A 19,250-nucleotide genomic window follows, 5' to 3' on the forward strand; every position below is an offset into this window, starting at 1 on the left:
GACGGGCCGCCGCTCGGCGAAGCATGCAGCCGTTCTTCCGAACCGCCGTTCCGGGCGCAATTGCGTGGACTAGGGTGCCGCATCTTCAAAAGGAGAGCAGCCATGATCCACGCCCTACCATTCGTCATAGGAACGATCTGCGTTCTGACGATCTGCTATCGCTTCTACGGCATCTTCTTCGTTCGCAAGGTGTTGCAGGCGGACGACGGACAAGTCACCCCCGCCCATTCCATGAAGGACGGACGCAATTTCGTCCCGACCCGGAAATGGGTGAATGCCGGTCAGCATTTCGCCGCGATCGCGGCGGCTGGCCCGCTGGTGGGGCCGGTGCTTGCCGCCCAGTTCGGCTATCTGCCGGGCTTCCTGTGGCTGCTGATCGGTGCGTGTATCGGCGGCGCGGTGCACGACACCGTGGTGCTGTTCGCCTCGATGAAGTATCGCGGGCAGTCGCTCTCCGAAGTGGCCAAAGCCGAGCTCGGTCCGGTCGCCGGTTGGTGCACCGGGATCGCGATGCTGTTCATCATCACCATCACGATGGCCGGATTGTCCATGGTCGTGGTGCATGCGCTGGAACGCAACGCCTGGGGCACCTTCGCGGTGCTGATGACCATTCCGATTGCGATGGCGGTGGGAACTTACGAGAAGCTCACCGGACGTTCCAAAGGCGCCACCTATTTCGGGGTGTTCGCGATCATCGCTGCCGTGTTCATCGGGCCCTATCTGCAGGGCACCATGCTGGGCGACTGGCTGACCGTGCATGAGCGGACGGTATCGCTCGCCATCCCGGCCTATGCGTTCTTCGCCACCGCTCTGCCGGTGTGGTTGCTGCTGACGCCGCGCGGTTATCTGTCGAGCTTCATGAAGATCGGGGTGTTCGGTGCGCTGATCGTCGGCGTGGTGTTCATCAACCCGGTGGTGCAGTTCCCGGCGTTGACCGACTTCATCCATGGCGGTGGCCCGGTGATCGGCGGCCCGGTGTGGCCCTTCATCTCCATCACCATCGCCTGCGGCGCGATCTCCGGTTTCCATGCCTTCATCGGCTCCGGCACCACGCCGAAGCTGGTCGACAAGTGGAGCGACATCCTGCCGGTGGCATTCGGCGCGATGCTGGCGGAATGCGTGGTCGGCGTGATGGCGCTGATTGCCGCCACCGTGCTGCACCCGGCGGACTACTTCGCCATCAACGCCTCGCCGGCGGTGTTCCAGGCGCTCGGCATGACGGTTGTTGACCTGCCGCGGCTCAGCCAGGAGATCGGCATGGATCTCTACGGCCGCACCGGCGGCGCCGTGACGCTCGCCGTCGGCATGACGGAGATCTTCACCAAGCTGCCGTGGTTCACGCACCTCGCCTCGTACTTCTTCCAGTTCGTGGTGATGTTCGAAGCGGTGTTCATCCTGACCGCCGTCGACTCCGGCACCCGCGTCGCCCGCTACCTGATCCAGGATCTCGCCGGCGAAGTGTACAAGCCGTTCAAGCGGCTCGACTGGATGCCGGGCGCGCTCGGTGCCAGCCTGCTCGCCTGCCTGCTGTGGGGCTACCTGTTGAACTCCGGCGACATCAACTCGGTGTGGACGTTGTTCGGTGTGTCGAACCAGCTGATGGCCTCGATCGGCCTGATGGTCGGCGCCACCATCATCCTGCGCCTCGCCCAGAAGCGGATCTACATGCTGACCTGCCTGGTGCCGCTCGCCTATCTCTACGTGACGGTGAACTATGCGGGCTATTGGATGATCAGCAACGTCTACCTGAACCCGGCTGCGAAGGGCTACAACCTGTTCAATGCGGGAATTTCCATCATCATGCTGACGCTCGGCGTGGTGATCATGGTGGCGTCGCTATGGCGCTGGAAGAAGCTGCTGCGGAGGGCACCCAGCAACACCGATGCCGGCTCGCTGCTGGCGACCGCCACCGCCAGCTGAGGCGATCGGCACTTACTCCGCCGGCCAGGGCCGGCGGATGCGACGACAACGAAGCTGGGCCCCGGTCGCGGACGCGACCGGGGCCCGAGCTGTTTCTGGAGAGGCGCGGCGGCGCTTGCCGCGACGGCATTCCTCCAGGCGGCAAAGGACTTTCTCCCCCGCGCGAGTGCCGCGGTCAGGCGATCGCGGTCTTGATCACCGCCAGCAGTTCCTGGAACGGTTCGCCGCACGCCGGATCCGACGGCGCCTGCTGCATCACCTCGTAAATCTTCGGCACCAACTGCACCGCCTGATCGAGCTCGTTGTCGCGGCCGGGCTGATAGCCGCCCATCAGCCGAAGATCGCGGGTATCCTCGAAACGCGCAATCATCGCGCGCAGCTTGCGGACCAGATTGCGCTCCTCCGGCGACCAGACGTGTTGCGCCAGCCGCGACACCGACGCCAGCACGTTGATGGCGGGATAGCGCCCCTGATCCGCCACCTCGCGATCAAGCACGATGTGGCCGTCGAGGGTGCTGCGCACGGTGTCCGCCACCGGCTCGTTGTGATCGTCGCCGTCGACCAGCACGGCGAAGATCCCGGTGATCGAGCCTTGGCCGTCGAGCCCGGGACCGGAGCGCTCGAGCAGCCGGGGCAGTTCGCTGAACACGCTCGGGGCATAACCGCGCGCGATCGCAGGCTCCCCGGTCGCCAGCGCGACCTCGCGCGCGGCATGAGCAAACCGGGTGACCGAATCGACGATCAACAGCACCGACTCGCCGCGGTCGCGGAAGTACTCGGCAATCGTCGTCGCGGTCTTGGCGGCGAGCCGCCGCATCATCGGGCTCTCGTCGCTGGTGGAGACCACGGTGATCGCCCGGGAGCGATGGTGGACCAGCGCCTCTTCCAAAAATTCGCGCACCTCGCGGCCGCGCTCGCCGACCAGCGCGGTGACCACGGTGTCGAATCCCGAGCTCTGCGCCAGCATCGACAGCAGCGTGGTCTTGCCGACGCCGGACCCTGCAAAGATGCCGATCCGCTGCCCGATGCAGAGCGGCGTGAACAGGTCGACGACGCGCACCCCGGTGTGCAGCGGCGCCTGCACCCGCGTGCGGCTCATCGCCGGCGGCGGATTGGCGTCGGTCGACATCACCCGCTCGCCGGCCTGCAGCACCCCTGCGTCATCGAGCGGTTCGCCGAGCGCGTTGACCACCCGGCCTTTCCAGCTCGGGTGCGGCGACAGGGTTTTCGGCGGCAAGCGATAAGCCACCAGTCCGAGACCCGCCGCGACGTGCGAATCGAACGGCTTGGCGGTGACCCCCGTGCCGTCGATGCGAACCACTTCGCCGAGCTGGATCTGGTTGTCGACGTCGAGTCCGATCAGTTCGCCGAGCCGGACGTAGCGTGACAAGCCCGCCACCCGATAGTAGGTCGGGGTGACTTCGGAGACGACGCCGCCAAGCCGCACCGTCGGCACGTCCTGGCGCAGCGCCACCAGCGTGGATTCGAGTCGTTCAAGCGCGTTCATCTCAGTCTCACCTGTTGCGGCCTATCGCTAGCTCTTCGACGGCTCGCCGAGCGTGCGAATGGCGTTCTGCATCGTGCCCTCCGAGCTCTCGATCAGCGAGCTGACACTCTGGAAGGCGCGGGTCGCGGTCATCAGCTGCGTCATTTCCGACAACGGATCGACGTTGGAGCCTTCGACGTAACCCTGCTGGAAGCCGGTGTTGATGAAATCCACCACCGCGGTCGCGCCGCGATCCGGCACCACCCCGGAATTGGCGAACCGTGCCAGTTTGGCGTCGGCGGCAATCTCGAACAAGCCGAGCATGCCGACCTCGTTGGTGCCCTGCGAAATGGTGCCATTGCGCGAGATCGTCAACGGACCGGCGTCGGGATCGACGATGATCGGGGTGCCGCCGGCGTCGAGCACCGGATAGCCGGTGATGGTCTGCAACTCGCCGGTGCTGCTGATTTGCATCCGGCCGTCGCGCGTATAGACCGGCCCCGACGGGCCGGTGAATCCCATCCAGCTGTTGCCGACCACCGCGACGTCGAGATTGTTTCCGGTCTGCGTCACGCTGCCGGCGGCGCGCGAGATGAAATTGTCGCCCGGGGTCGCGAACGCGACCGGTTGCGACGCGGCGCGCGACAGCGCGGTTTCGAACTTCACCGCGTCGGCGCGGAACGCGGTGGTCTTCATGTTCGCCATATTGTTGGCGATGGTCTCCAGGCGCTTTTCCAGCGAGACCTGGGCCGACAGACTGACGTAGAGCGCTGATTGCATTTTCTATCTTCCGAGTTTCAGGTTTTGCGGGCTTGCCAGCGTGTCGACGCTGATCGCGGTCCGCTGCAGCGGTCGCGCCATGTTGTTCGCGATCAGCTGATAGCTGGCGATGGTTGACACCATAGAGCTGTTCCTTGCGGCGAGATCCACCGGACGAAATCGACCGTGAGAGTCGGTGGTCAAGCTTGTGCGGAACTGGCGGCGCGGCCGATGTCAGCCTCGTGCAAGATTCGCTGCCTAATCAGATGATGTCCATTGATTCGGAGCCGTGCGCTTGAGCATTCTCTTTGGTTCTCTCATCACCATCGCCAGCCTACTTGGTGGGTTCGCCGCGATGGGCGGGCACATCGGCGTCATCTGGCAACCCTGGGAGTTCGTCATCATCGGCGGCATGGCGCTCGGGACCTATATCGTAGCCAATCCCTGGAAGGTGGTGGTCGACACCGGCGTCGCCGTGGTGCAGGCGCTGACCATGGCGGTGCCGCAGCAGCGCCATTATCTCGATCTGCTCGGGCTGTTGCATTCGCTGATGCGCGAGGTGCGCAACAAGGGCCGCAACGAAGTCGAAGGGCACATCGACGATCCCGCTTCGTCGGAGATCTTCGGCAATTTTCCGACCGTGTTGGCCAACGAGGCGATGGTGAGCTTCATCTGCGACTATTTCCGGCTGATCATCATGGGCAGCGCCCGGCCTCACGAGATCGAAGCGCTGATGGACGAAGAGATCGAAACCATCGTCCGCAGCAAATTGAAGCCGTACAGTTCGATGATGATGGTCGCCGAGGGACTGCCGGCGCTCGGGATCGTGGCGGCGGTGCTCGGCGTGATCAAGGCGATGGGCGCGCTCGATCAGTCGCCGAAGTTGCTCGGCGGCTTCATCGGCTCGGCGTTGGTCGGAACCTTCGCCGGCATCTTTCTGTCCTACGGCCTGGTGGCGCCGTTGGCCGCCAAGGTCAAATCGGTGCGCGAGCGGCAATGCCGGATGTACATCATCGTCAAACAGACGCTGCTGGCATTCATGAACGGCGCGCTGCCGCAGATCGCCATCGAACATGGCCGCAAGATGATCGGGCCCGGCGAACGGCCGTCGATCGACGTGGTGGAAAACGAGACGATCTCCGGCGGGGCGGCGAAGGCTGCAACCCCGGACCAAGCCGCGAGAGCGGGAGCGGGGGCGTAGTGGTGGAGATCAAATCGGGGCAGTCGGAGCAGGCTTCCGATCAGCTGCTCGGAGCCGCCGGGATTTCGGTCGAGCGCATGCCGATGCTGCATGTGATCTTCGACCAGATGACCAATCTTTGCGCGGAAGCGCTGCGGTCGATGTCGCCCTCGCAGTCGTATTTCTCGCTGAGCGGCGTCGGCAGCGACCGGCTTTCCGACATCGTCGATCGCTACGAGGGAGAGGCCATCGCCGCGGTGTTCTATGCCCAGGCGTGGGATGCCCGGGTGCTGATCGGCTTCGATCGCGATTTCATCTACACCATGATCGAGTTGCTGTTCGGCGCCGACGGCGCCGAGCCGCCGCTGGACATGCCGCGGGTGTTCTCTAATGTGGAGATGCACGTCGCGCAGGCGCTGTTCGAGCGCTTCGGCAAGGCGCTGCAGTCGTCGTTCTCGCGGGCCTCCGACGTCAACTTCACCCTGGAGCGCGTCGAGACCCGGATGGACTATCTGGCGGTCGGCCGGCTCAACAACATGGCGGTGTGCGCCAACATCCTGCTGCAGGGGCTGGACCGCGGCGGCGAGATGTTCATCGTGATTCCGCACGCCGCGCTCAATCCGATCCGCCAGGCGCTGTCGCAGATCGTGACCGGCGAGTCGGCGTCGACCGACCCGAACTGGAGCCGGCAGTTGCACAGCGAGATCAAGCGCACCGAGGTGGTGCTGAAAGCGGTGCTCGAAGAACGGCCGTTCACCCTCGGAGAGGTCGCCGGCTTTCACGTCGGCCAGGTGATCAAGCTCAATGCCACGCCGAATACGATGGTGCGGCTTGAGTGCAACAATCAGCGGCTGTTCTGGTGCCAGCTTGGGCAGCTGAACGGTGTCTATTCGCTGCAGGTCAAGGAATCTGCGGATCAAAAGCGGGAATTCATCGATGGCATCCTATCTCGTTGATCTTGTGCTGCTGGCCGCGTTGCTGTTCACCAGCATCCGGGTGACGAAGATGCACCGCGAGCTGGTGCGACTGCGCAACGACCAGGGCGACTTCGCCACCGTGCTCGGCAAGACCACCGAAGCCGTCGACGACATGGTGCTGATGGTCCGTGAGTTCAGCGCCGACGGACGGCAGCTGGTCAACGTGCTGGGGGACAAGATCGAACAGGCCCGCAAAGCGATCGTGGATATCGAAGTGCACGGCGACGCATCCCGCGGGTCGGCCTGAGCGAGGCGCCCTTGACGTTCGGGCGAAAGCTCCCGGCTTCGCGGAACCATCGATCACCAGTGTGTAAGCTGCCGACAACAGAGCTACTGAGAGAGCAAGTGACATGAACCAGCCGTTTGAATCCAACCTCAATAACGTAGCGGCTGCGAATGAGGCGGAGCCGCCCAAATCCGACCCGGCGTCGTTCGGCAAGCTCGCTGATTTGGCGGCGCGCGCCGTTGAGGAAACCAACCGGCTCACCAATCTCGAGCCGATCCTGCGGATTCCGGTGACCGTCCAAGTGCTGCTCGGATCCGCGACGATGCCGGTCGCGGATTTGATGAAGCTTGGCCGCGGCGCGGTGATCCCGCTGGATCATCGGGTCGGCGAGCCGGTCGAAGTGGTGGTCAACGGCCGCATCGTTGCGCGGGGCGCGGTGGTGGTCGTGGAGGACGAGAATTCGCGATTCGGCGTGTCGCTGACGGAGATCGTCGGGGGAACCACCGGCGCAGAAGCATAGCGAGCGTTGGGAATGGCATTCAATGCGCCCGCCAAGGGCAGTCCGGATCTGAAGCCGCTGCGCGGCACCGAGAAGGTCGCGGTGCTGCTGTTGGCGATGGGCCGCGAGCTTTCCGGCGGCATCCTGAAGGAGTTCGACCCCGAAGAGATCAAGATCGTCACCCGCGCCGCCGCGGACCTGAAGCCGATCTCGACGCCCGAGCTCGAAACCATCATCGAGGAATTCGCCCAGCACTTTTCGACGGGACCGAACATTTTCGGCACGGTGGGCGAGCTCGAGAAATTGCTGAACGGCGTTCTGCCGCCGGACGAGGTCTCCGACATCATATCGGAGGTGCTGGGCAACAAGACGAAATCGGTGTGGGAGCGGATTTCGTTCGTCTCGGAAAGCCTGCTCGCCAACTATCTGCTCAAGGAGCATCCGCAGACCGCTGCCTTGGTGCTGTCGCGGGTCAAGCCGGCCTGCGCCGCGCGGGTGATGAGCCACCTGCCTTCGGATATGCGCCACGACCTGATGCGCCGCATGCTAAGTCTCAAGCCGGTGGTCGAAGAAGCGATGGCCATCATCGAAAAGACCATGCATGAAGATTTCATGATCAATTTCGCGCGCAACCTGGCGTCCGACACTTACCCGCGGATGGCCGACATCATCAACAAGATGGAACGCACGCAGATGGAAGAGTCGTTGCAGAGCCTCGCCGAATCCCGACCGAAGTCGGCGGAAATCCTCAAGGGGATGCTGTTCACCTTCGACGACATCGTCAATCTGACCGGCAAGGCGCGGATGCTGATCTTCGATCAGGTGCCGACCGACCGGGTGGTGACGGCGCTGAAGGGCACCGACGCGGCGTTCCGCGAACTCATTCTGTCGTCGCTGGCGTCGCGGACCCGCCGCCTGGTCGAGCACGAACTGGCCACCGGCGTGCCGGCGCATCAACGCGAAATCCTCGATGCGCGTCGGACCATCACCGACCTTGCGCTTGAGATGGCCGGCCGAGGCGAGATCGAACTCAACGCGGATGAGGCCGATCAGCCGGTTTTCACCTAACGACCTGCGATCGTGTCCGAGGGTCCCGACAAGGAGAGCAAGACCGAAGAGCCGACGGAAAAGAAGATCCGCGACTCCGTCGAGAAGGGCAAGATCCCGGTTTCGCGCGAGGCCTCGATCTTCTCGTCGATGATCGCGCTGCTGCTCATTCTGAGTTTTCTCGCCGTCGACAACGTCCGCAATCTCACGGCGACGCTGGCCCGGATGATCGACGATCCATCCGGCATACGTATTCGCACCGCCGCGGATGCCACCGAATTCCTGGTCGCCGTCGGCGCGAGCGCGGCGGGGCTGGTGTTGCCGATCGTCATCGTGCTCGCCGTGGCGGGCGTGCTGGCCTCGGTTCTGCAAAATGTGCCGCTGATCGTCTTCGAGCGAATTGCCCCGGATGCCTCGCGGATTTCGATCGCCAAGGGCTGGGGACGAATTTTCGGCGGCCAGGGCCGGGTCGAGTTCGCGAAGTCCGTGTTCAAGTTTATCGCCATTAGCCTTGTCGTGACCATCGTCTTGCGGGCTGAGGAGGCTACGGCCGTGAATGCACTGTTCAGCGATCCGACCGCCGTGCCGGAACTGATTCTGGCGGCGGCGATGCGGCTGGTTTCGGCGATCAGCATCGCGACCATCGTGCTGGTCGCGCTGGATCTGCTGTGGGCCCGTTTCCACTGGCGTCGCGACCTACGCATGACCAAGCAGGAGCTGAAGGACGAATTCCGTCAGGCCGAGGGCGATCCCATCGTCAAATCGCGCCTGCGGTCGATCGCCCGCGACCGCGCGCGCAAGCGAATGCTCGCGGCGGTGCCGCGGGCGACGTTGGTGATCGCCAATCCCACGCATTACGCCATCGCGCTGAAGTATCAGCACGGCGAGGATGCGGCGCCCACCGTGCTGGCGAAGGGGCAGGATCTGATTGCGTTGAAAATCCGGGAGATTGCCGAGCGGAACAACGTGCCGGTGGTCGAAGACAGGATGCTGGCGCGATCGATGTATGACGCCGCCGAGATCGATCGGGTGATCCCCGCCGAGTTCTTCCGTCCGGTCGCCGAGATCATCTACTTCCTGCATTCGCGTCGTGCCAAGCCCGGCGCCTGAACGCCAGGCCGACTAAGCTTGAATGCCACTGCCATCTGCGTTCGGCATCGGTTGCACGTCGACATTCCGCGCGAAAAGATCCCGCTGCAATTTCAAACTGGAGTCGAGCTGCTAATCGCGACCTGCATCAGCCTGGGACAAGTTTGAATTTGTATACCATGTTTACAAAAATGATCATGCCGAGGCTGCCGTGGGTCCGATCTATCTTTTCGACGTCGCATCATCGCAAGCGCAGTGGTTGTCGCTGCGGCAGGCAACGATCTCTTCGAACGTCGCCAACGCCAACACGCCGGGTTATCAAGCCAAGGACATCGAGTCCTTCAGCAAGTTGCTCGACGGCAAGCTGATCCCGGTGGCGGTCACCTCGCCGATGCACATCGCCAGCGGGACCGCGGCGAATCCCGGCGAGACCCGCGAGAAGGACAGCTGGGACATCGTGCACTCCGGCAATTCGGTCAGCCTGGAGCAGGAGATGCTCAAGGCCGGCGACGTGAACCGGGACTATTCGTTGAACACCGCGATCGTGAAGTCGTTTCAGCGGATGTTCATGAGCAGCACCAAGGGCTAGCGGGAGACCTCGATGATCGATCCGTTGCAAGCGTCCGTCCAGATCGCCAGTTCCGGGCTCGAGGCGCAGTCGACAAGGCTGCGCGTGGTGTCGGAGAATCTGGCGAACGCGAACTCCACCGGGCGTTCGCCGGGAGCCGAGCCCTATCAGCGCAAGACCACGACGTTCACCGCGGAGATGGATCGCGCGGCCGGCGTCCCGGTGGTCAAGGTCAAGGACATCGGCGTCGATCGCGCGCCGTTCCGGTTGGACTACCAGCCCGGCCATCCGGCGGCCGACCAGAGCGGCTACGTCAAGCTGCCGAACGTCAACATGCTGATCGAAATGGCCGACATGCGGGAAACCAACCGCACCTATGAGGCCAATCTGCAGGTGATCAAACAAACGCGGTCGATGGTCTCGATGACGATCGATCTGCTGAGGGGGGCGTGATGCTCGAAACGATTTCGTCGATTGTAAGCAGCCCCGGGGGGCTCTCCAAGACGACCGATGTTGCGCGATCCGCCTCGGCTCTGCCGCAAGCCGGTGCCCCGACCATCGGCTTCGATGGGGTGATGGAGCAGGTCGCGGCCGATGCGATCGGAACGCTGAAGGCCGGCGAGGCCGCGTCGATCTCCGGGATGCAAGGCAAGGTCTCGGCGCAGCGCGTGGTCGAAGCGATGATGTCGGCCGAGCGAACCTTGCAGATGGCCGTCGCGGTCCGCGACAAGGTCGTGCAGGCCTATCAAGAAGTCAGCCGAATGGCGATATGAGGAATTCGATATGAGAGCCCTTGCCATCGCGGCGACCGGAATGAGCGCACAGCAGCTCAACGTCGAGGTCATCGCCAACAACATCGCCAACATCAACACGACGTCCTACAAGCGCGCGCGAGCCGAATTCACCGATCTGTTCTATCAGATCGATCGGATGCAGGGCGTGCCGAACCGGGTCGGCGAGGGCGCGGTGCCGGAAGGCGCCAAGCTCGGGCTCGGCGTGCGTTCCGCCGCGGTGCGCAAGCTGCATCTGCAGGGCGCGTTGACCCAGACCGGCAATCCTTACGATCTGGCGGTCAACGGCCGCGGATGGTTTCAAGTCGTGGGGCCCAATGGCGAGACGCTTTACACCCGTGCGGGGGCGTTCAACACCAACGCCGATGGACAACTGGTGACGGCGGACGGCTACAATGTCGATCCCGCGATCCTGATTCCCCAGGGCACGGTGGAAGTCACCGTCAACGAATCCGGACAGGTGTTCGCGAAATTGGACGGCGAGATCACGCCGCGCGAATTGGGCCGGTTGACGCTCGCCAATTTCGCCAACGAAGCCGGCCTCGATCCGCTCGGCAGCAATCTCTACAAGGAGACGCTGTCGTCTGGCGTTCCGGTGGTCGGGGTGCCGGGTGATCCGGGATTCGGCAAGATCTATCACCACTACCTGGAGAGCTCGAACGTCGACCCGGTGAAGGAAATCACCGAGCTGATCTCGGCGCAGCGCTCCTACGAGATGAACTCCAAGGTGATCACGGCCGCCGACGAGATGGCGCAGACCGTATCCAAGGGGCTTCGGTAAGTTGGGCAGCGGAAAGATGGCCTTGATGCGCGCCATATCCACCCTCGTTCGACGGGTCTGGTCGGCGGCGTTCGTCGCCACCGTGATCTCCGCGAGCGCGCTCGCGGAGGAGCCGGCGCGCTTTCCGGTTCCCGCCACGGTGATCTACCCGGGCGACTTGATCAAAGACGAGATGATTATCGATCGCAGCTTCGCGCCGAACCTGCCGGGCGTTGCCGCCTTCGTCGGCGACCGGCCGGCGGTGGTCGGCCGGATCGCGCGGCGCACGTTGCTGCCCGGGCAGTTGATCCCGATCAACGCCCTCGAGGAGCAGAAGCTCGTGTCGCGCGGCAGTGTCGTCAAGGTCGTCGTCGAGGACGGGTCGCTGTCGATCGTGACCTACGGCTCTTCGCTGCAGGCCGGCAGCCCCGGGTCGATGATCCAACTTCGAAATCTCGATACCGGCGTGACCATCCGAGGGATCGTGCAGCCGGACGGGTCAGTGCGGATTCAAAACGGATGATAGCTCGGCTGCTATGGGGCGTGATCATCGCGCTGTCGATCACCGCCGCCGACGCCGCGGTTCGGATCAAGGATATCGCCAACCTGAAAGGCGTGCGCGAGAATCAGATCCTCGGTTACGGCTTGGTGATCGGCCTCAAGGGCACCGGCGACACGCTGCGCAATTCGCCGTTCACCGAGCAGTCGCTGCAGTCGATGCTGGACAACATGGGCATCAACATCCGCGGCACTTCGCTGCGCACGCGCAACGTCGCGGCGGTGGTGGTCACCGCGGACCTGCCGCCGTTCATCGCCGGCGGCTCGCGCATCGACGTTGCGATCTCCTCGCTCGGCGACTCGTCGTCGCTGCTCGGCGGCACGCTGGTGATGACGCAGTTGCGCGGCGCCGACGGCGAGGTCTATGCGGTCGCGCAGGGCGCCATCGCGGTCGGCGGATATGCGGTGGAGGGCGCGGCGCAGTCGCTCAGCCAGGGCGTCGCCACCGGCGGCCGGATTCCCAACGGCGCGCTGATCGAGCGCGAAGTGCGGGGCCGCTTCAGCGACATGGAAACGCTGCTACTCGAATTGAAGAATCCGGATTTCGTCACCGCGACCCGGGTGCTCGACACCATCAACCAGCACAGTCGCGGGCGTTACCAAGCCGGGGTCGCCTCCGAGCGCGATTATCGCACCATCATCCTGTCGCGGCCGCGATCGGTGTCGCCGGTCCGCTTCATCGCCGAGATCGAGGAACTGCTGGTGGAGCCGGACACCCCGGCGCGGGTGGTGATCGACGAGCGCAACGGCACGGTGGTGATCGGCCGCAACGTGCAGATCTCGACGGTCGCCGTCACCCACGGCAACCTGACGGTACGTATCACCGAAGCGCCGATCGTGTCGCAACCCTCGCCGTTCTCGCCGCGCGGCGAGACCGTGGTGGTGCCGCAGACCTTCATCGACGCCAACGAGCCGGGCGCCAAGATCGCGATCCTGCGCGGTACCGATCTGCAGCGATTGGTGCGCGGCCTCAACCAGATCGGTCTGAAACCGTCGGGGATCATCGCGATCCTGCAGGCGATCAAGGCCGCCGGCGCGCTGCAAGCCGACCTCGTCATCCAATGAGATGGCGCAGTCAGCGTCGCGCAAGATTGAGCGTGCAACGCTCGCAGTGTTGATGGACGAGAGAACGATGGCGAGCTTTGCGAGATGGCGCGGAATTGCACTGGGCTTGGGATGCTTCGCGCTCTGCGCTCAAGCGCCGGCCTTGGCGCAATCCGAGCCCAAGTTGTCGAAGCCGCTGAACCTCAGCGAATTCGCCAAAGCGTCGGCCAAAGCGTCGGCCGCCAAATCATCGTCGGCCAAGCCGCCGTCGGCCGCGCGTTCCCGCGTGGCTGCCAAGCCCGATACGGCGCCAGATCGCGCAGCCGCGCCAGTGCAGACCAGCGCCGGCGTCGTCAAGACCGCGGCGGCGGCACCCGCCGCCGGCGAAGCCCCGCCGGCTCCGCCGCAAGAGTCCGACGCCGCAAAATTCTGCAGCAACATCGCCGATGCGGCGCTGGATGCCCGCGTCGCCTGGCAGCAGAAGGAATTGCAGGCGGCCGAGGAAAAACTGCGCCAGCGCATCGCCGAACTCGAAGCCAAGCGCGCCGAATACGAACAGTGGCTGAAGCTGCGCGAAGACTTTCTGAAGAAGGCGGAAGACAGCGTGGTCGAAATCTATTCGCGCATGGAGCCGGAAGCCGCCGCGCTGCAGATCGCCAGCATGGCCGACGACACCGCCGCGGCGGTGCTCGCCAAACTTCGGGTCCGCAACGCCAGCGCGATCCTCAACGAAATGGAGCCGGGGCGTGGCGCCCGTCTCGCCGATACGTTGGCCGGCATGCGTCGCGCCGACGATGGGAAGACCAAGAAATGACGCTGATGCGATTGCCCGTTGCGGTGACGGCGTGCCTGGCCTTGGCGGGCTGCGCCAACAATCTGGCCGAACTCGGCCAAGCGCCGGCGATGTCGCCGATCGGCCAGGGCTTGTATGCCGACGCCCGCGCGATTCCGGTCGAGCCGCGCAGCCGCTACGCGCAAAATCGCTACTCGCTATGGAACGAGCGCAGGGACCTCTATCGCGATCCGCGGGCGTCGCGGGTCGGCGACCTGCTGACCGTCACCATCTCGATGAACGACAAGGCGACGCTCGACAACAAGACCGATCGGTCGCGGGATTCCGAAACCAAATTCAAAACCAATTATCTCGCCGAGTTTCTGCCCTGGTCGAGCAAGGGTAAGCTGGAAGCCAATGTCGATTCGCAAACCTCGACCAAAGGCACGGGCAAGATCGATCGCACCGAAGAGGTCAAGTTCTCGGTTGCCGCGGCGGTGGTCGACGTGCTGCCGAACGGCAATCTGCTGATCGCGGGCTCGCAGGAAGTGCGGGTGAACTACGAGATGCGCGTCCTGCACGTCGGCGGCATCGTCCGGCCGCTCGACATCACCCGCAACAACACCATCGCCTACGAGAAAGTGGCGGAGGCGCGAATTTCCTATGGCGGCCGCGGGCGCCTGATGGAGGTGCAGCAGCCGGCGTGGGGTCACCAGGTCTACGATCAGGTGGTGCCGTTCTAGACCACGGCCGGCGCCAGAACGGCGAGCGGCGCACGAGAAAGACGTAACGCATGCAATGGCTGGTGGTGTTTCTGGTGCTCACGGCGGTTTCCGCGGCGGCGGGCGTGCTGTCGAGCCTCCATGTGTTATCCGCGGTGCAGCACACCGCAGACACCCAGCAGAAGGTCGAGCCGCCGCCGGCAGCGTCGGCTTTCAGCCCGAGCGCGCGGCTTCGCAAAATGGCGCCGGTGGTGACCAATATGGCGTCGCCGCCGGGCGCCTGGATCCGCGTCGAAGCCTCGGTGATCACCGATCAGGTCGATGACGAACAGGCGAATGTGCTGATCGCACGGGTCGGCGAAGACGTCGTGTCGTATCTGCGAACGATCTCGCCGACGCAAATCGAGGGCGCGCGCGGTTTGCAATATCTGCGTGAGGATCTCAACGAACGAGCCGCCATTCGCTCGAGCGGCAAGGTGCGCGAATTGATCATCGAAACCTTGGTGGTCCAATGAACCGCGCCTCGGCTGTGCCGCTTGGCGTTCTGGCCGCCGCCTTGCTTCCGAGCGCGGCGTTGGCGCAGATGCCGGATCTGTCGACGCTGATTCCGCCGGGCGGAGGCAGCGCCAGCGGACGTATCATCCAGATGGTCGCGCTGCTCACCGTGCTGTCGCTGGCGCCGGGGCTGCTGATCATGGTGACGAGCTTCACCCGATTTGTCGTGGCGCTGTCGTTTCTGCGCACCGGCCTGGGATTGCAGACCACGCCGGCCAACATCGTGATGATCAGCCTGGCGCTGTTTCTGACCTTCTATGTGATGGCGCCGACCTTCGATCGGGCCTGGCGGGACGGTCTGCAGCCTTTGATGCAGAACGAGATCACCGAGAAGGAGGCCTATTCGCGCGTCACCGAGCCGTTTCGCGAGTTCATGCTGGCGCATGTCCGCGACAAGGACCTGCAGACGTTCGAAAGTCTCGCGGCCGAGAGCCTGCGTATCCGGCCGGAGGGCGAGAAGGTGGATCTGCGCGTGATCATTCCGGCCTTCATGGTGTCGGAGTTGCGCAGGGCCTTCGAGATCGGATTTCTGATCGTCATGCCGTTTCTGGTGATCGACATGGTGGTCGCCACGCTGACGATGTCGATGGGCATGATGATGATGCCGCCGACGGTGTTCGCGCTGCCGTTCAAGGTGTTGTTCTTCGTGCTGATCGACGGGTGGAATCTGCTCGCCGTCGGCCTGGTGCGATCCTATCTGTAGAGCGCGCGGCGCGCGCCCGTCACCTGTCTCAGCGAATTTCGAAGTGATGCGCTGATCGTTGCGAGTCGTAGCGCGCGTCGCAACGTAGCTCTGTTGCCGCGACACCGTTCAGCTTTGAGTAAGGTTTGTCTGGTAATTTATTCGCACGGCGGGTTGGGCGAATCTTGGATTCGACGTTCCCATAGGCATGATGCCGCTCCGCCGTACCGGTGAAAGTCCGGTATGTCCCCCCAAAACACATCATCAAACCAAAGGGACATACGATGTCGAGCCTCTTGACGAATACCTCTGCGATGACCGCGCTGCAGACTCTGCGCAACGTCAGCTCCAGCCTTGCGACCACCCAGAACCGCATCTCCACCGGTTATCGCGTGGCAACCGCCTCCGACAACTCCGCTTATTGGTCGATCGCGACCACGATGCGCTCCGACAACGAAGCCCTTTCGGCGGTTTCCGACGCGTTGGGTCTCGGTGCCGCGACGGTTGATACCATGTACACCGCGCTGACCTCCGTGGTCGGCGACAGCAAGAGCGGTCTCACCGCGCTGAAGGCCAAGCTCGTTGCCGCCCGCGAACCGGGCGTGGATCGTGTGAAGGTGCAGTCGGAAATCACGGCGATCCAGGACGACCTGAAGAACACCGCCGGTCTGGCGGTGTTCAACGGTGAGAACTGGCTCTCGGTCGATTCCAGCGTCACCGGCTACAACGCCACCAAGTCTGTGGTGTCGTCGTTCACGCGCGTCGGCGGCACTGTCGCGATCAAGACCATCGACGTGAACATCGACAAGCTGAAGCTCTATGACCCGAACGGCGGTACGCCGGCCGGCATCATGGACAAGACGGTCACGGTCGGCACCGCCACCGACGCGGTCTCGACGATCGACATCCATTTGCTGACGGACTCGGCGGCCGACCTCACCAAGCTCGACGGTCTCATCGGCATCGTCGATCAGGCGCTGGGCTCCGTGACCCAGGCCTCGGCCGACCTCGGCGCCACCAAGACCCGCATCGACTCCAACTCGAACTTCATCAAGTCGCTGCGCGACGCCATCGATCGCGGCGTCGGTCAGCTCGTCGACGCCGACATGAACGCCGAATCGACCCGGCTGCAGGCGCTGCAAACCCAGCAGCAGCTCGGCATTCAGGCGCTGTCGATCGCCAACTCCGGCAGCCAGAGCATTCTGTCGCTGTTCAAGTAACAGCCGGAATCGTCTGATAACAAGGGCGGCCGCGACCGAAATGGTCGCGGCCGTTTCTTTGATGTTAACTACGTAACCCTCGGACAAGCTTCGCAATCGACAATGGCGTCGAAGGCAAAGCAGAGGGTTTTATGGTCAATCGCGAATACGCGCAAAAGCTCTGGAGCAATCTGCTCGAGCTCGGGCCGCGGCGGCTCACGGTGCTGGCGATGGTCGGCCTCGCGGTGTTCTTCGGGGTCGGCGGCGGCGCCTATTATCTCAGTCGGCCGGAATTCAACGTGCTCTACTCGGGACTAAGCCGCGAGGACATCACCCGCGTCAGCGCGGTGCTGCGCGACGCCAACGTCCCCTTCGACGTCAACGCCACCGGCGACACGATTCTGGTGCGCCCCGGACAGGCCGCGCAGGCGCGGACGCTGCTCGCCGACAAGGGGCTGCCGAGCAGCACCAGCGGCGGGTACGAACTGTTCGACAAGATCGGTTCGCTCGGCCTGACGTCGTTCATGCAAGAGGTGACGCGGGTCCGCGCGCTGGAGGGCGAGATCGCCCGCACCATCCAGGTGATCAAGGGAGTCAAGGCCGCACGGGTTCACATCGTGATGCCGGCGCGCGGCTCGTTCCGTCGCGAGCAGGCGCCGCCGACCGCGTCGGTGGTGCTGCGCACGGATGGCCCCGCCGACGCGAAGACCGCGCGCTCGGTTCGCCATCTGGTGGCGGCGGCGGTCCCCGGCATGACCCCCGACAAGGTGACGGTGCTGGATAGCGACGGCTCGCTGCTCGGCGCCGACGACGACGGCACCGGCACCACGCCGACCACCATGGCCAACCTGCAGCGCGTGGTCAGCCGGCTGATTCAGGACAACGTCAGCAAGGCGTTGACGCCTTATCTCGGGCTGGACAATTTCGAAGTCAGCGTCGCCACCCAGCTCTCGACCGACAAGCGGCAGACCAACGAGACGGTTTACGATCCGGAGTCGCGGGTGCAGCGGTCGGTCCGCGCGGTGCGGGAGCGCGAAACGTCGCAAAGTCTCGATCGGCAGACGCCGACCACGGTGCAGCAGAATCTGCCCGACCAGCAGCTCAACGCCGGCGGCGGCAAGAATTCCAACGACGAGAAGCAGCGCCGCGAGGACGTCACCAACTACGAAGTCTCGTCGAAGACCACGACGACGGTGAGCGACGGTTATGTGGTGAACAAGATGTTCCTGGCGGTGCTGGTCAACCGGCCGCGGCTGATCGCCAGTCTCGGCGACAAGGTCAGCGAATCCGCGATGGAGGCCAAGGTGGCGGAGATCTCGCAACTTGCCGCCACCGCCGCGGGGCTCGACCGCCCGCGCGGCGATCAGATCCAAGTCTCCGCGGTGGAATTCATCGAAGGCGCGCGCGATCTGGCGCCGGTCCCCGGCATCACCTTCACCGAGGTGCTGATGCGGCAGTCCGGCAATTTCGTCAGCGCCATCACCATCCTCGCCGTGGCGGGGATGCTGATCTGGTTCGGCTTGCGGCCGGCGATCAACGTGGTGCTGGCCAGTTCCAAGTCGAGCGAGGGGGCGCCGTTGCTGGCGGCCGAGGCCGCCGCTCTGCTCGGCGCCGACGCCGCCGTGGCGGCGCAGATCGCCCGCGAGGCGATGCCTAATCTGGTGCAGGACGTTTCGCGACGCGCGCAGCATGCGCCGCAGAAACGCCTGGAGCAGATCGTCCAGCTCGATGAGAAGCAGGCCGCGGCGATTCTCAAACAATGGATCCGGCAGGAGGAACCCGCATGAGCGCGGACATGGTGGCACGCCTGTTGGCCAACTTCGATCAGCCGGAGCCTGCCAGGGGGCGCAGCCGGGTGGTTCCGTTCGACCACGCGCTGCATTCAGCGCCGAAAACGCCGCCCAGGCCGGCGCCGCCGCCGGTCGACGATGCCTATCAGCGTGGGGTGGCCGACGGCTACGCCGCGGCGATCGCCGAGTACGAACAGAAGCTCGATGCAGAGAGGAGCAAATTCGGCGCGCAGCTGGATGACCAGCGCAACGCGTTGCTGGATGAGGTGGCCGGCAAGATCACCGACGAAATCCTGGAGCTCGGTCGGCGTTTCGAAGTCAAGATCGCCGGCGTCACCGCGCGCATCCTGGAGCCGCTGATTGTCGGCGTGGTGCAGAAGCAGGCGGTCGCCAGCTTCGTCGAGAAGCTGTCGTCGGTGACGTCGGACAACCTGCGTCCGGCGCTGCGCATCACCGCGCCGCCGGAATTGATCGAGCTGGTGCGCAGCAAACTCGGCGCCCGCGCGATGTCCGTGGAACTGGTGGCCGGAGCGCTGCCGGAGGTGTCGATCATCGCCGACCAGGTGGTGCTGGAAACCCAGGTGAAGGTCTGGGCCGACCGGCTGAAGTTCGCGGTTCTCGCCTGA

The 19,250-nt window shown here is 64.3% G+C and carries 22 protein-coding genes; 20 read left to right on the top strand and 2 right to left on the bottom strand.

The genetic code is table 11. From position 1 onward, the window contains the following. Positions 1–102: 102 nt before the first annotated feature. Positions 103–1,920, top strand: a complete 1,818-nt coding sequence (locus RPC_RS05460; protein ID WP_011471554.1) for a carbon starvation CstA family protein — start codon at positions 103–105, stop codon at positions 1,918–1,920. Between the two features lie 175 nt (positions 1,921–2,095). Here RPC_RS05460 and fliI read toward each other — a convergent pair whose 3' ends face one another. Both fliI and flgF read right to left on the bottom strand, forming a co-directional pair. Next, positions 2,096–3,427, bottom strand: coding sequence for a flagellar protein export ATPase FliI (fliI, locus tag RPC_RS05465; protein WP_011471555.1), 1,332 nt, complete (start codon positions 3,425–3,427; stop codon positions 2,096–2,098). Between the two features lie 27 nt (positions 3,428–3,454). Continuing rightward, positions 3,455–4,186, bottom strand: a complete 732-nt coding sequence (flgF, locus tag RPC_RS05470; protein WP_011471556.1) for a flagellar basal-body rod protein FlgF — start codon at positions 4,184–4,186, stop codon at positions 3,455–3,457. 274 nt (positions 4,187–4,460) lie between these two features. On the opposite strand from flgF, the gene motA reads away from it, so the two are divergent. The 19 genes from motA (at position 4,461) to RPC_RS05565 (ending at position 19,250) form a co-directional block, all read left to right on the top strand. Further along, a complete protein-coding gene (gene motA / locus RPC_RS05475; RefSeq protein ID WP_041801435.1) occupies positions 4,461–5,366 on the top strand; it encodes a flagellar motor stator protein MotA in 906 nt (301 codons plus the stop codon). Next, entirely contained in the window at positions 5,366–6,301 is a 936-nt protein-coding gene (locus RPC_RS05480) for a flagellar motor switch protein FliM (RefSeq protein ID WP_011471558.1), read from the top strand. Before motA ends, RPC_RS05480 begins: the two co-directional genes overlap by 1 nt. Continuing rightward, entirely contained in the window at positions 6,282–6,569 is a 288-nt protein-coding gene (locus RPC_RS05485) for a hypothetical protein (protein WP_011471559.1), read from the top strand. Before RPC_RS05480 ends, RPC_RS05485 begins: the two co-directional genes overlap by 20 nt. A 103-nt stretch (positions 6,570–6,672) precedes the next feature. Beyond that, positions 6,673–7,068 (top strand): flagellar motor switch protein FliN, encoded by a 396-nt coding sequence (gene fliN, locus RPC_RS05490; RefSeq protein WP_011471560.1) that lies wholly within the window; start codon positions 6,673–6,675, stop codon positions 7,066–7,068. A 12-nt stretch (positions 7,069–7,080) separates the two neighbouring features. Then, positions 7,081–8,115, top strand: coding sequence for a flagellar motor switch protein FliG (locus RPC_RS05495; RefSeq protein ID WP_011471561.1), 1,035 nt, complete (start codon positions 7,081–7,083; stop codon positions 8,113–8,115). Between the two features lie 12 nt (positions 8,116–8,127). Continuing rightward, the gene (flhB, locus tag RPC_RS05500; RefSeq protein ID WP_011471562.1) at positions 8,128–9,204 is read left to right on the top strand and encodes a flagellar biosynthesis protein FlhB; all 1,077 of its coding nucleotides are present in this window, start codon (positions 8,128–8,130) and stop codon (positions 9,202–9,204) included. Between the two features lie 190 nt (positions 9,205–9,394). Continuing rightward, positions 9,395–9,772 carry a flagellar basal body rod protein FlgB gene (gene flgB, locus RPC_RS05505; RefSeq protein ID WP_011471563.1) on the top strand — a complete coding sequence of 126 codons (378 nt, stop codon included), beginning with the start codon at positions 9,395–9,397 and terminating at the stop codon, positions 9,770–9,772. Between the two features lie 12 nt (positions 9,773–9,784). Then, positions 9,785–10,204 carry a flagellar basal body rod protein FlgC gene (gene flgC, locus RPC_RS05510; RefSeq protein ID WP_011471564.1) on the top strand — a complete coding sequence of 140 codons (420 nt, stop codon included), beginning with the start codon at positions 9,785–9,787 and terminating at the stop codon, positions 10,202–10,204. Further along, positions 10,204–10,524 carry a flagellar hook-basal body complex protein FliE gene (locus RPC_RS05515; RefSeq protein WP_011471565.1) on the top strand — a complete coding sequence of 107 codons (321 nt, stop codon included), beginning with the start codon at positions 10,204–10,206 and terminating at the stop codon, positions 10,522–10,524. Before flgC ends, RPC_RS05515 begins: the two co-directional genes overlap by 1 nt. Positions 10,525–10,534: 10 nt before the next feature. Next, positions 10,535–11,323 (top strand): flagellar basal-body rod protein FlgG, encoded by a 789-nt coding sequence (gene flgG / locus RPC_RS05520; RefSeq protein WP_011471566.1) that lies wholly within the window; start codon positions 10,535–10,537, stop codon positions 11,321–11,323. A 16-nt stretch (positions 11,324–11,339) separates the two neighbouring features. Continuing rightward, positions 11,340–11,825 (top strand): flagellar basal body P-ring formation chaperone FlgA, encoded by a 486-nt coding sequence (flgA, locus tag RPC_RS05525; protein WP_011471567.1) that lies wholly within the window; start codon positions 11,340–11,342, stop codon positions 11,823–11,825. After that, complete coding sequence (gene flgI, locus RPC_RS05530) at positions 11,822–12,925, top strand: flagellar basal body P-ring protein FlgI (protein WP_011471568.1); 1,104 nt, start codon at positions 11,822–11,824, stop codon at positions 12,923–12,925. The genes flgA and flgI overlap by 4 nt, the downstream gene beginning before the upstream one ends. Before the next feature lie 67 nt (positions 12,926–12,992). Beyond that, the gene (locus RPC_RS05535) at positions 12,993–13,718 is read left to right on the top strand and encodes a MotE family protein (RefSeq protein ID WP_011471569.1); all 726 of its coding nucleotides are present in this window, start codon (positions 12,993–12,995) and stop codon (positions 13,716–13,718) included. A gap of 5 nt (positions 13,719–13,723) precedes the next feature. Continuing rightward, entirely contained in the window at positions 13,724–14,419 is a 696-nt protein-coding gene (gene flgH / locus RPC_RS05540) for a flagellar basal body L-ring protein FlgH (RefSeq protein ID WP_041802491.1), read from the top strand. A 50-nt stretch (positions 14,420–14,469) separates the two neighbouring features. Next, on the top strand, positions 14,470–14,913 hold the full coding sequence (locus RPC_RS05545; protein ID WP_011471571.1) for a flagellar basal body-associated FliL family protein: 444 nt from the start codon (positions 14,470–14,472) through the stop codon (positions 14,911–14,913). Continuing rightward, positions 14,910–15,656, top strand: coding sequence for a flagellar type III secretion system pore protein FliP (fliP, locus tag RPC_RS05550; RefSeq protein ID WP_011471572.1), 747 nt, complete (start codon positions 14,910–14,912; stop codon positions 15,654–15,656). The genes RPC_RS05545 and fliP overlap by 4 nt, the downstream gene beginning before the upstream one ends. Positions 15,657–15,919: 263 nt before the next feature. Continuing rightward, positions 15,920–16,855, top strand: coding sequence for a flagellin (locus tag RPC_RS05555; protein ID WP_011471573.1), 936 nt, complete (start codon positions 15,920–15,922; stop codon positions 16,853–16,855). Positions 16,856–16,986: 131 nt separating this feature from the next. Beyond that, positions 16,987–18,621, top strand: coding sequence for a flagellar basal-body MS-ring/collar protein FliF (gene fliF / locus RPC_RS05560; protein WP_011471574.1), 1,635 nt, complete (start codon positions 16,987–16,989; stop codon positions 18,619–18,621). Then, positions 18,618–19,250, top strand: coding sequence for a hypothetical protein (locus RPC_RS05565; RefSeq protein ID WP_011471575.1), 633 nt, complete (start codon positions 18,618–18,620; stop codon positions 19,248–19,250). Before fliF ends, RPC_RS05565 begins: the two co-directional genes overlap by 4 nt.

Source organism: Rhodopseudomonas palustris BisB18 (assembly GCF_000013745.1).
Lineage (GTDB): Bacteria > Pseudomonadota > Alphaproteobacteria > Rhizobiales > Xanthobacteraceae > Rhodopseudomonas_A > Rhodopseudomonas_A palustris_F.

Coding starts and splice junctions, on each gene's coding strand:
- flgC (WP_011471564.1), top strand. CDS start 9,785: ATGATCGATCCGTTGCAAGCGTCCGTCCAGATCGCCAGTTCCGGGCTC.
- RPC_RS05515 (WP_011471565.1), top strand. CDS start 10,204: ATGCTCGAAACGATTTCGTCGATTGTAAGCAGCCCCGGGGGGCTCTCC.
- RPC_RS05535 (WP_011471569.1), top strand. CDS start 12,993: ATGGCGAGCTTTGCGAGATGGCGCGGAATTGCACTGGGCTTGGGATGC.
- RPC_RS05485 (WP_011471559.1), top strand. CDS start 6,282: ATGGCATCCTATCTCGTTGATCTTGTGCTGCTGGCCGCGTTGCTGTTC.
- RPC_RS05555 (WP_011471573.1), top strand. CDS start 15,920: ATGTCGAGCCTCTTGACGAATACCTCTGCGATGACCGCGCTGCAGACT.
- flgI (WP_011471568.1), top strand. CDS start 11,822: ATGATAGCTCGGCTGCTATGGGGCGTGATCATCGCGCTGTCGATCACC.
- flgF (WP_011471556.1), bottom strand. CDS start 4,186: ATGCAATCAGCGCTCTACGTCAGTCTGTCGGCCCAGGTCTCGCTGGAA.
- RPC_RS05565 (WP_011471575.1), top strand. CDS start 18,618: ATGAGCGCGGACATGGTGGCACGCCTGTTGGCCAACTTCGATCAGCCG.
- flgA (WP_011471567.1), top strand. CDS start 11,340: ATGGCCTTGATGCGCGCCATATCCACCCTCGTTCGACGGGTCTGGTCG.
- fliP (WP_011471572.1), top strand. CDS start 14,910: ATGAACCGCGCCTCGGCTGTGCCGCTTGGCGTTCTGGCCGCCGCCTTG.
- RPC_RS05495 (WP_011471561.1), top strand. CDS start 7,081: ATGGCATTCAATGCGCCCGCCAAGGGCAGTCCGGATCTGAAGCCGCTG.
- fliF (WP_011471574.1), top strand. CDS start 16,987: ATGGTCAATCGCGAATACGCGCAAAAGCTCTGGAGCAATCTGCTCGAG.
- fliI (WP_011471555.1), bottom strand. CDS start 3,427: ATGAACGCGCTTGAACGACTCGAATCCACGCTGGTGGCGCTGCGCCAG.
- flgH (WP_041802491.1), top strand. CDS start 13,724: ATGCGATTGCCCGTTGCGGTGACGGCGTGCCTGGCCTTGGCGGGCTGC.
- RPC_RS05545 (WP_011471571.1), top strand. CDS start 14,470: ATGCAATGGCTGGTGGTGTTTCTGGTGCTCACGGCGGTTTCCGCGGCG.
- RPC_RS05460 (WP_011471554.1), top strand. CDS start 103: ATGATCCACGCCCTACCATTCGTCATAGGAACGATCTGCGTTCTGACG.
- fliN (WP_011471560.1), top strand. CDS start 6,673: ATGAACCAGCCGTTTGAATCCAACCTCAATAACGTAGCGGCTGCGAAT.
- flgG (WP_011471566.1), top strand. CDS start 10,535: ATGAGAGCCCTTGCCATCGCGGCGACCGGAATGAGCGCACAGCAGCTC.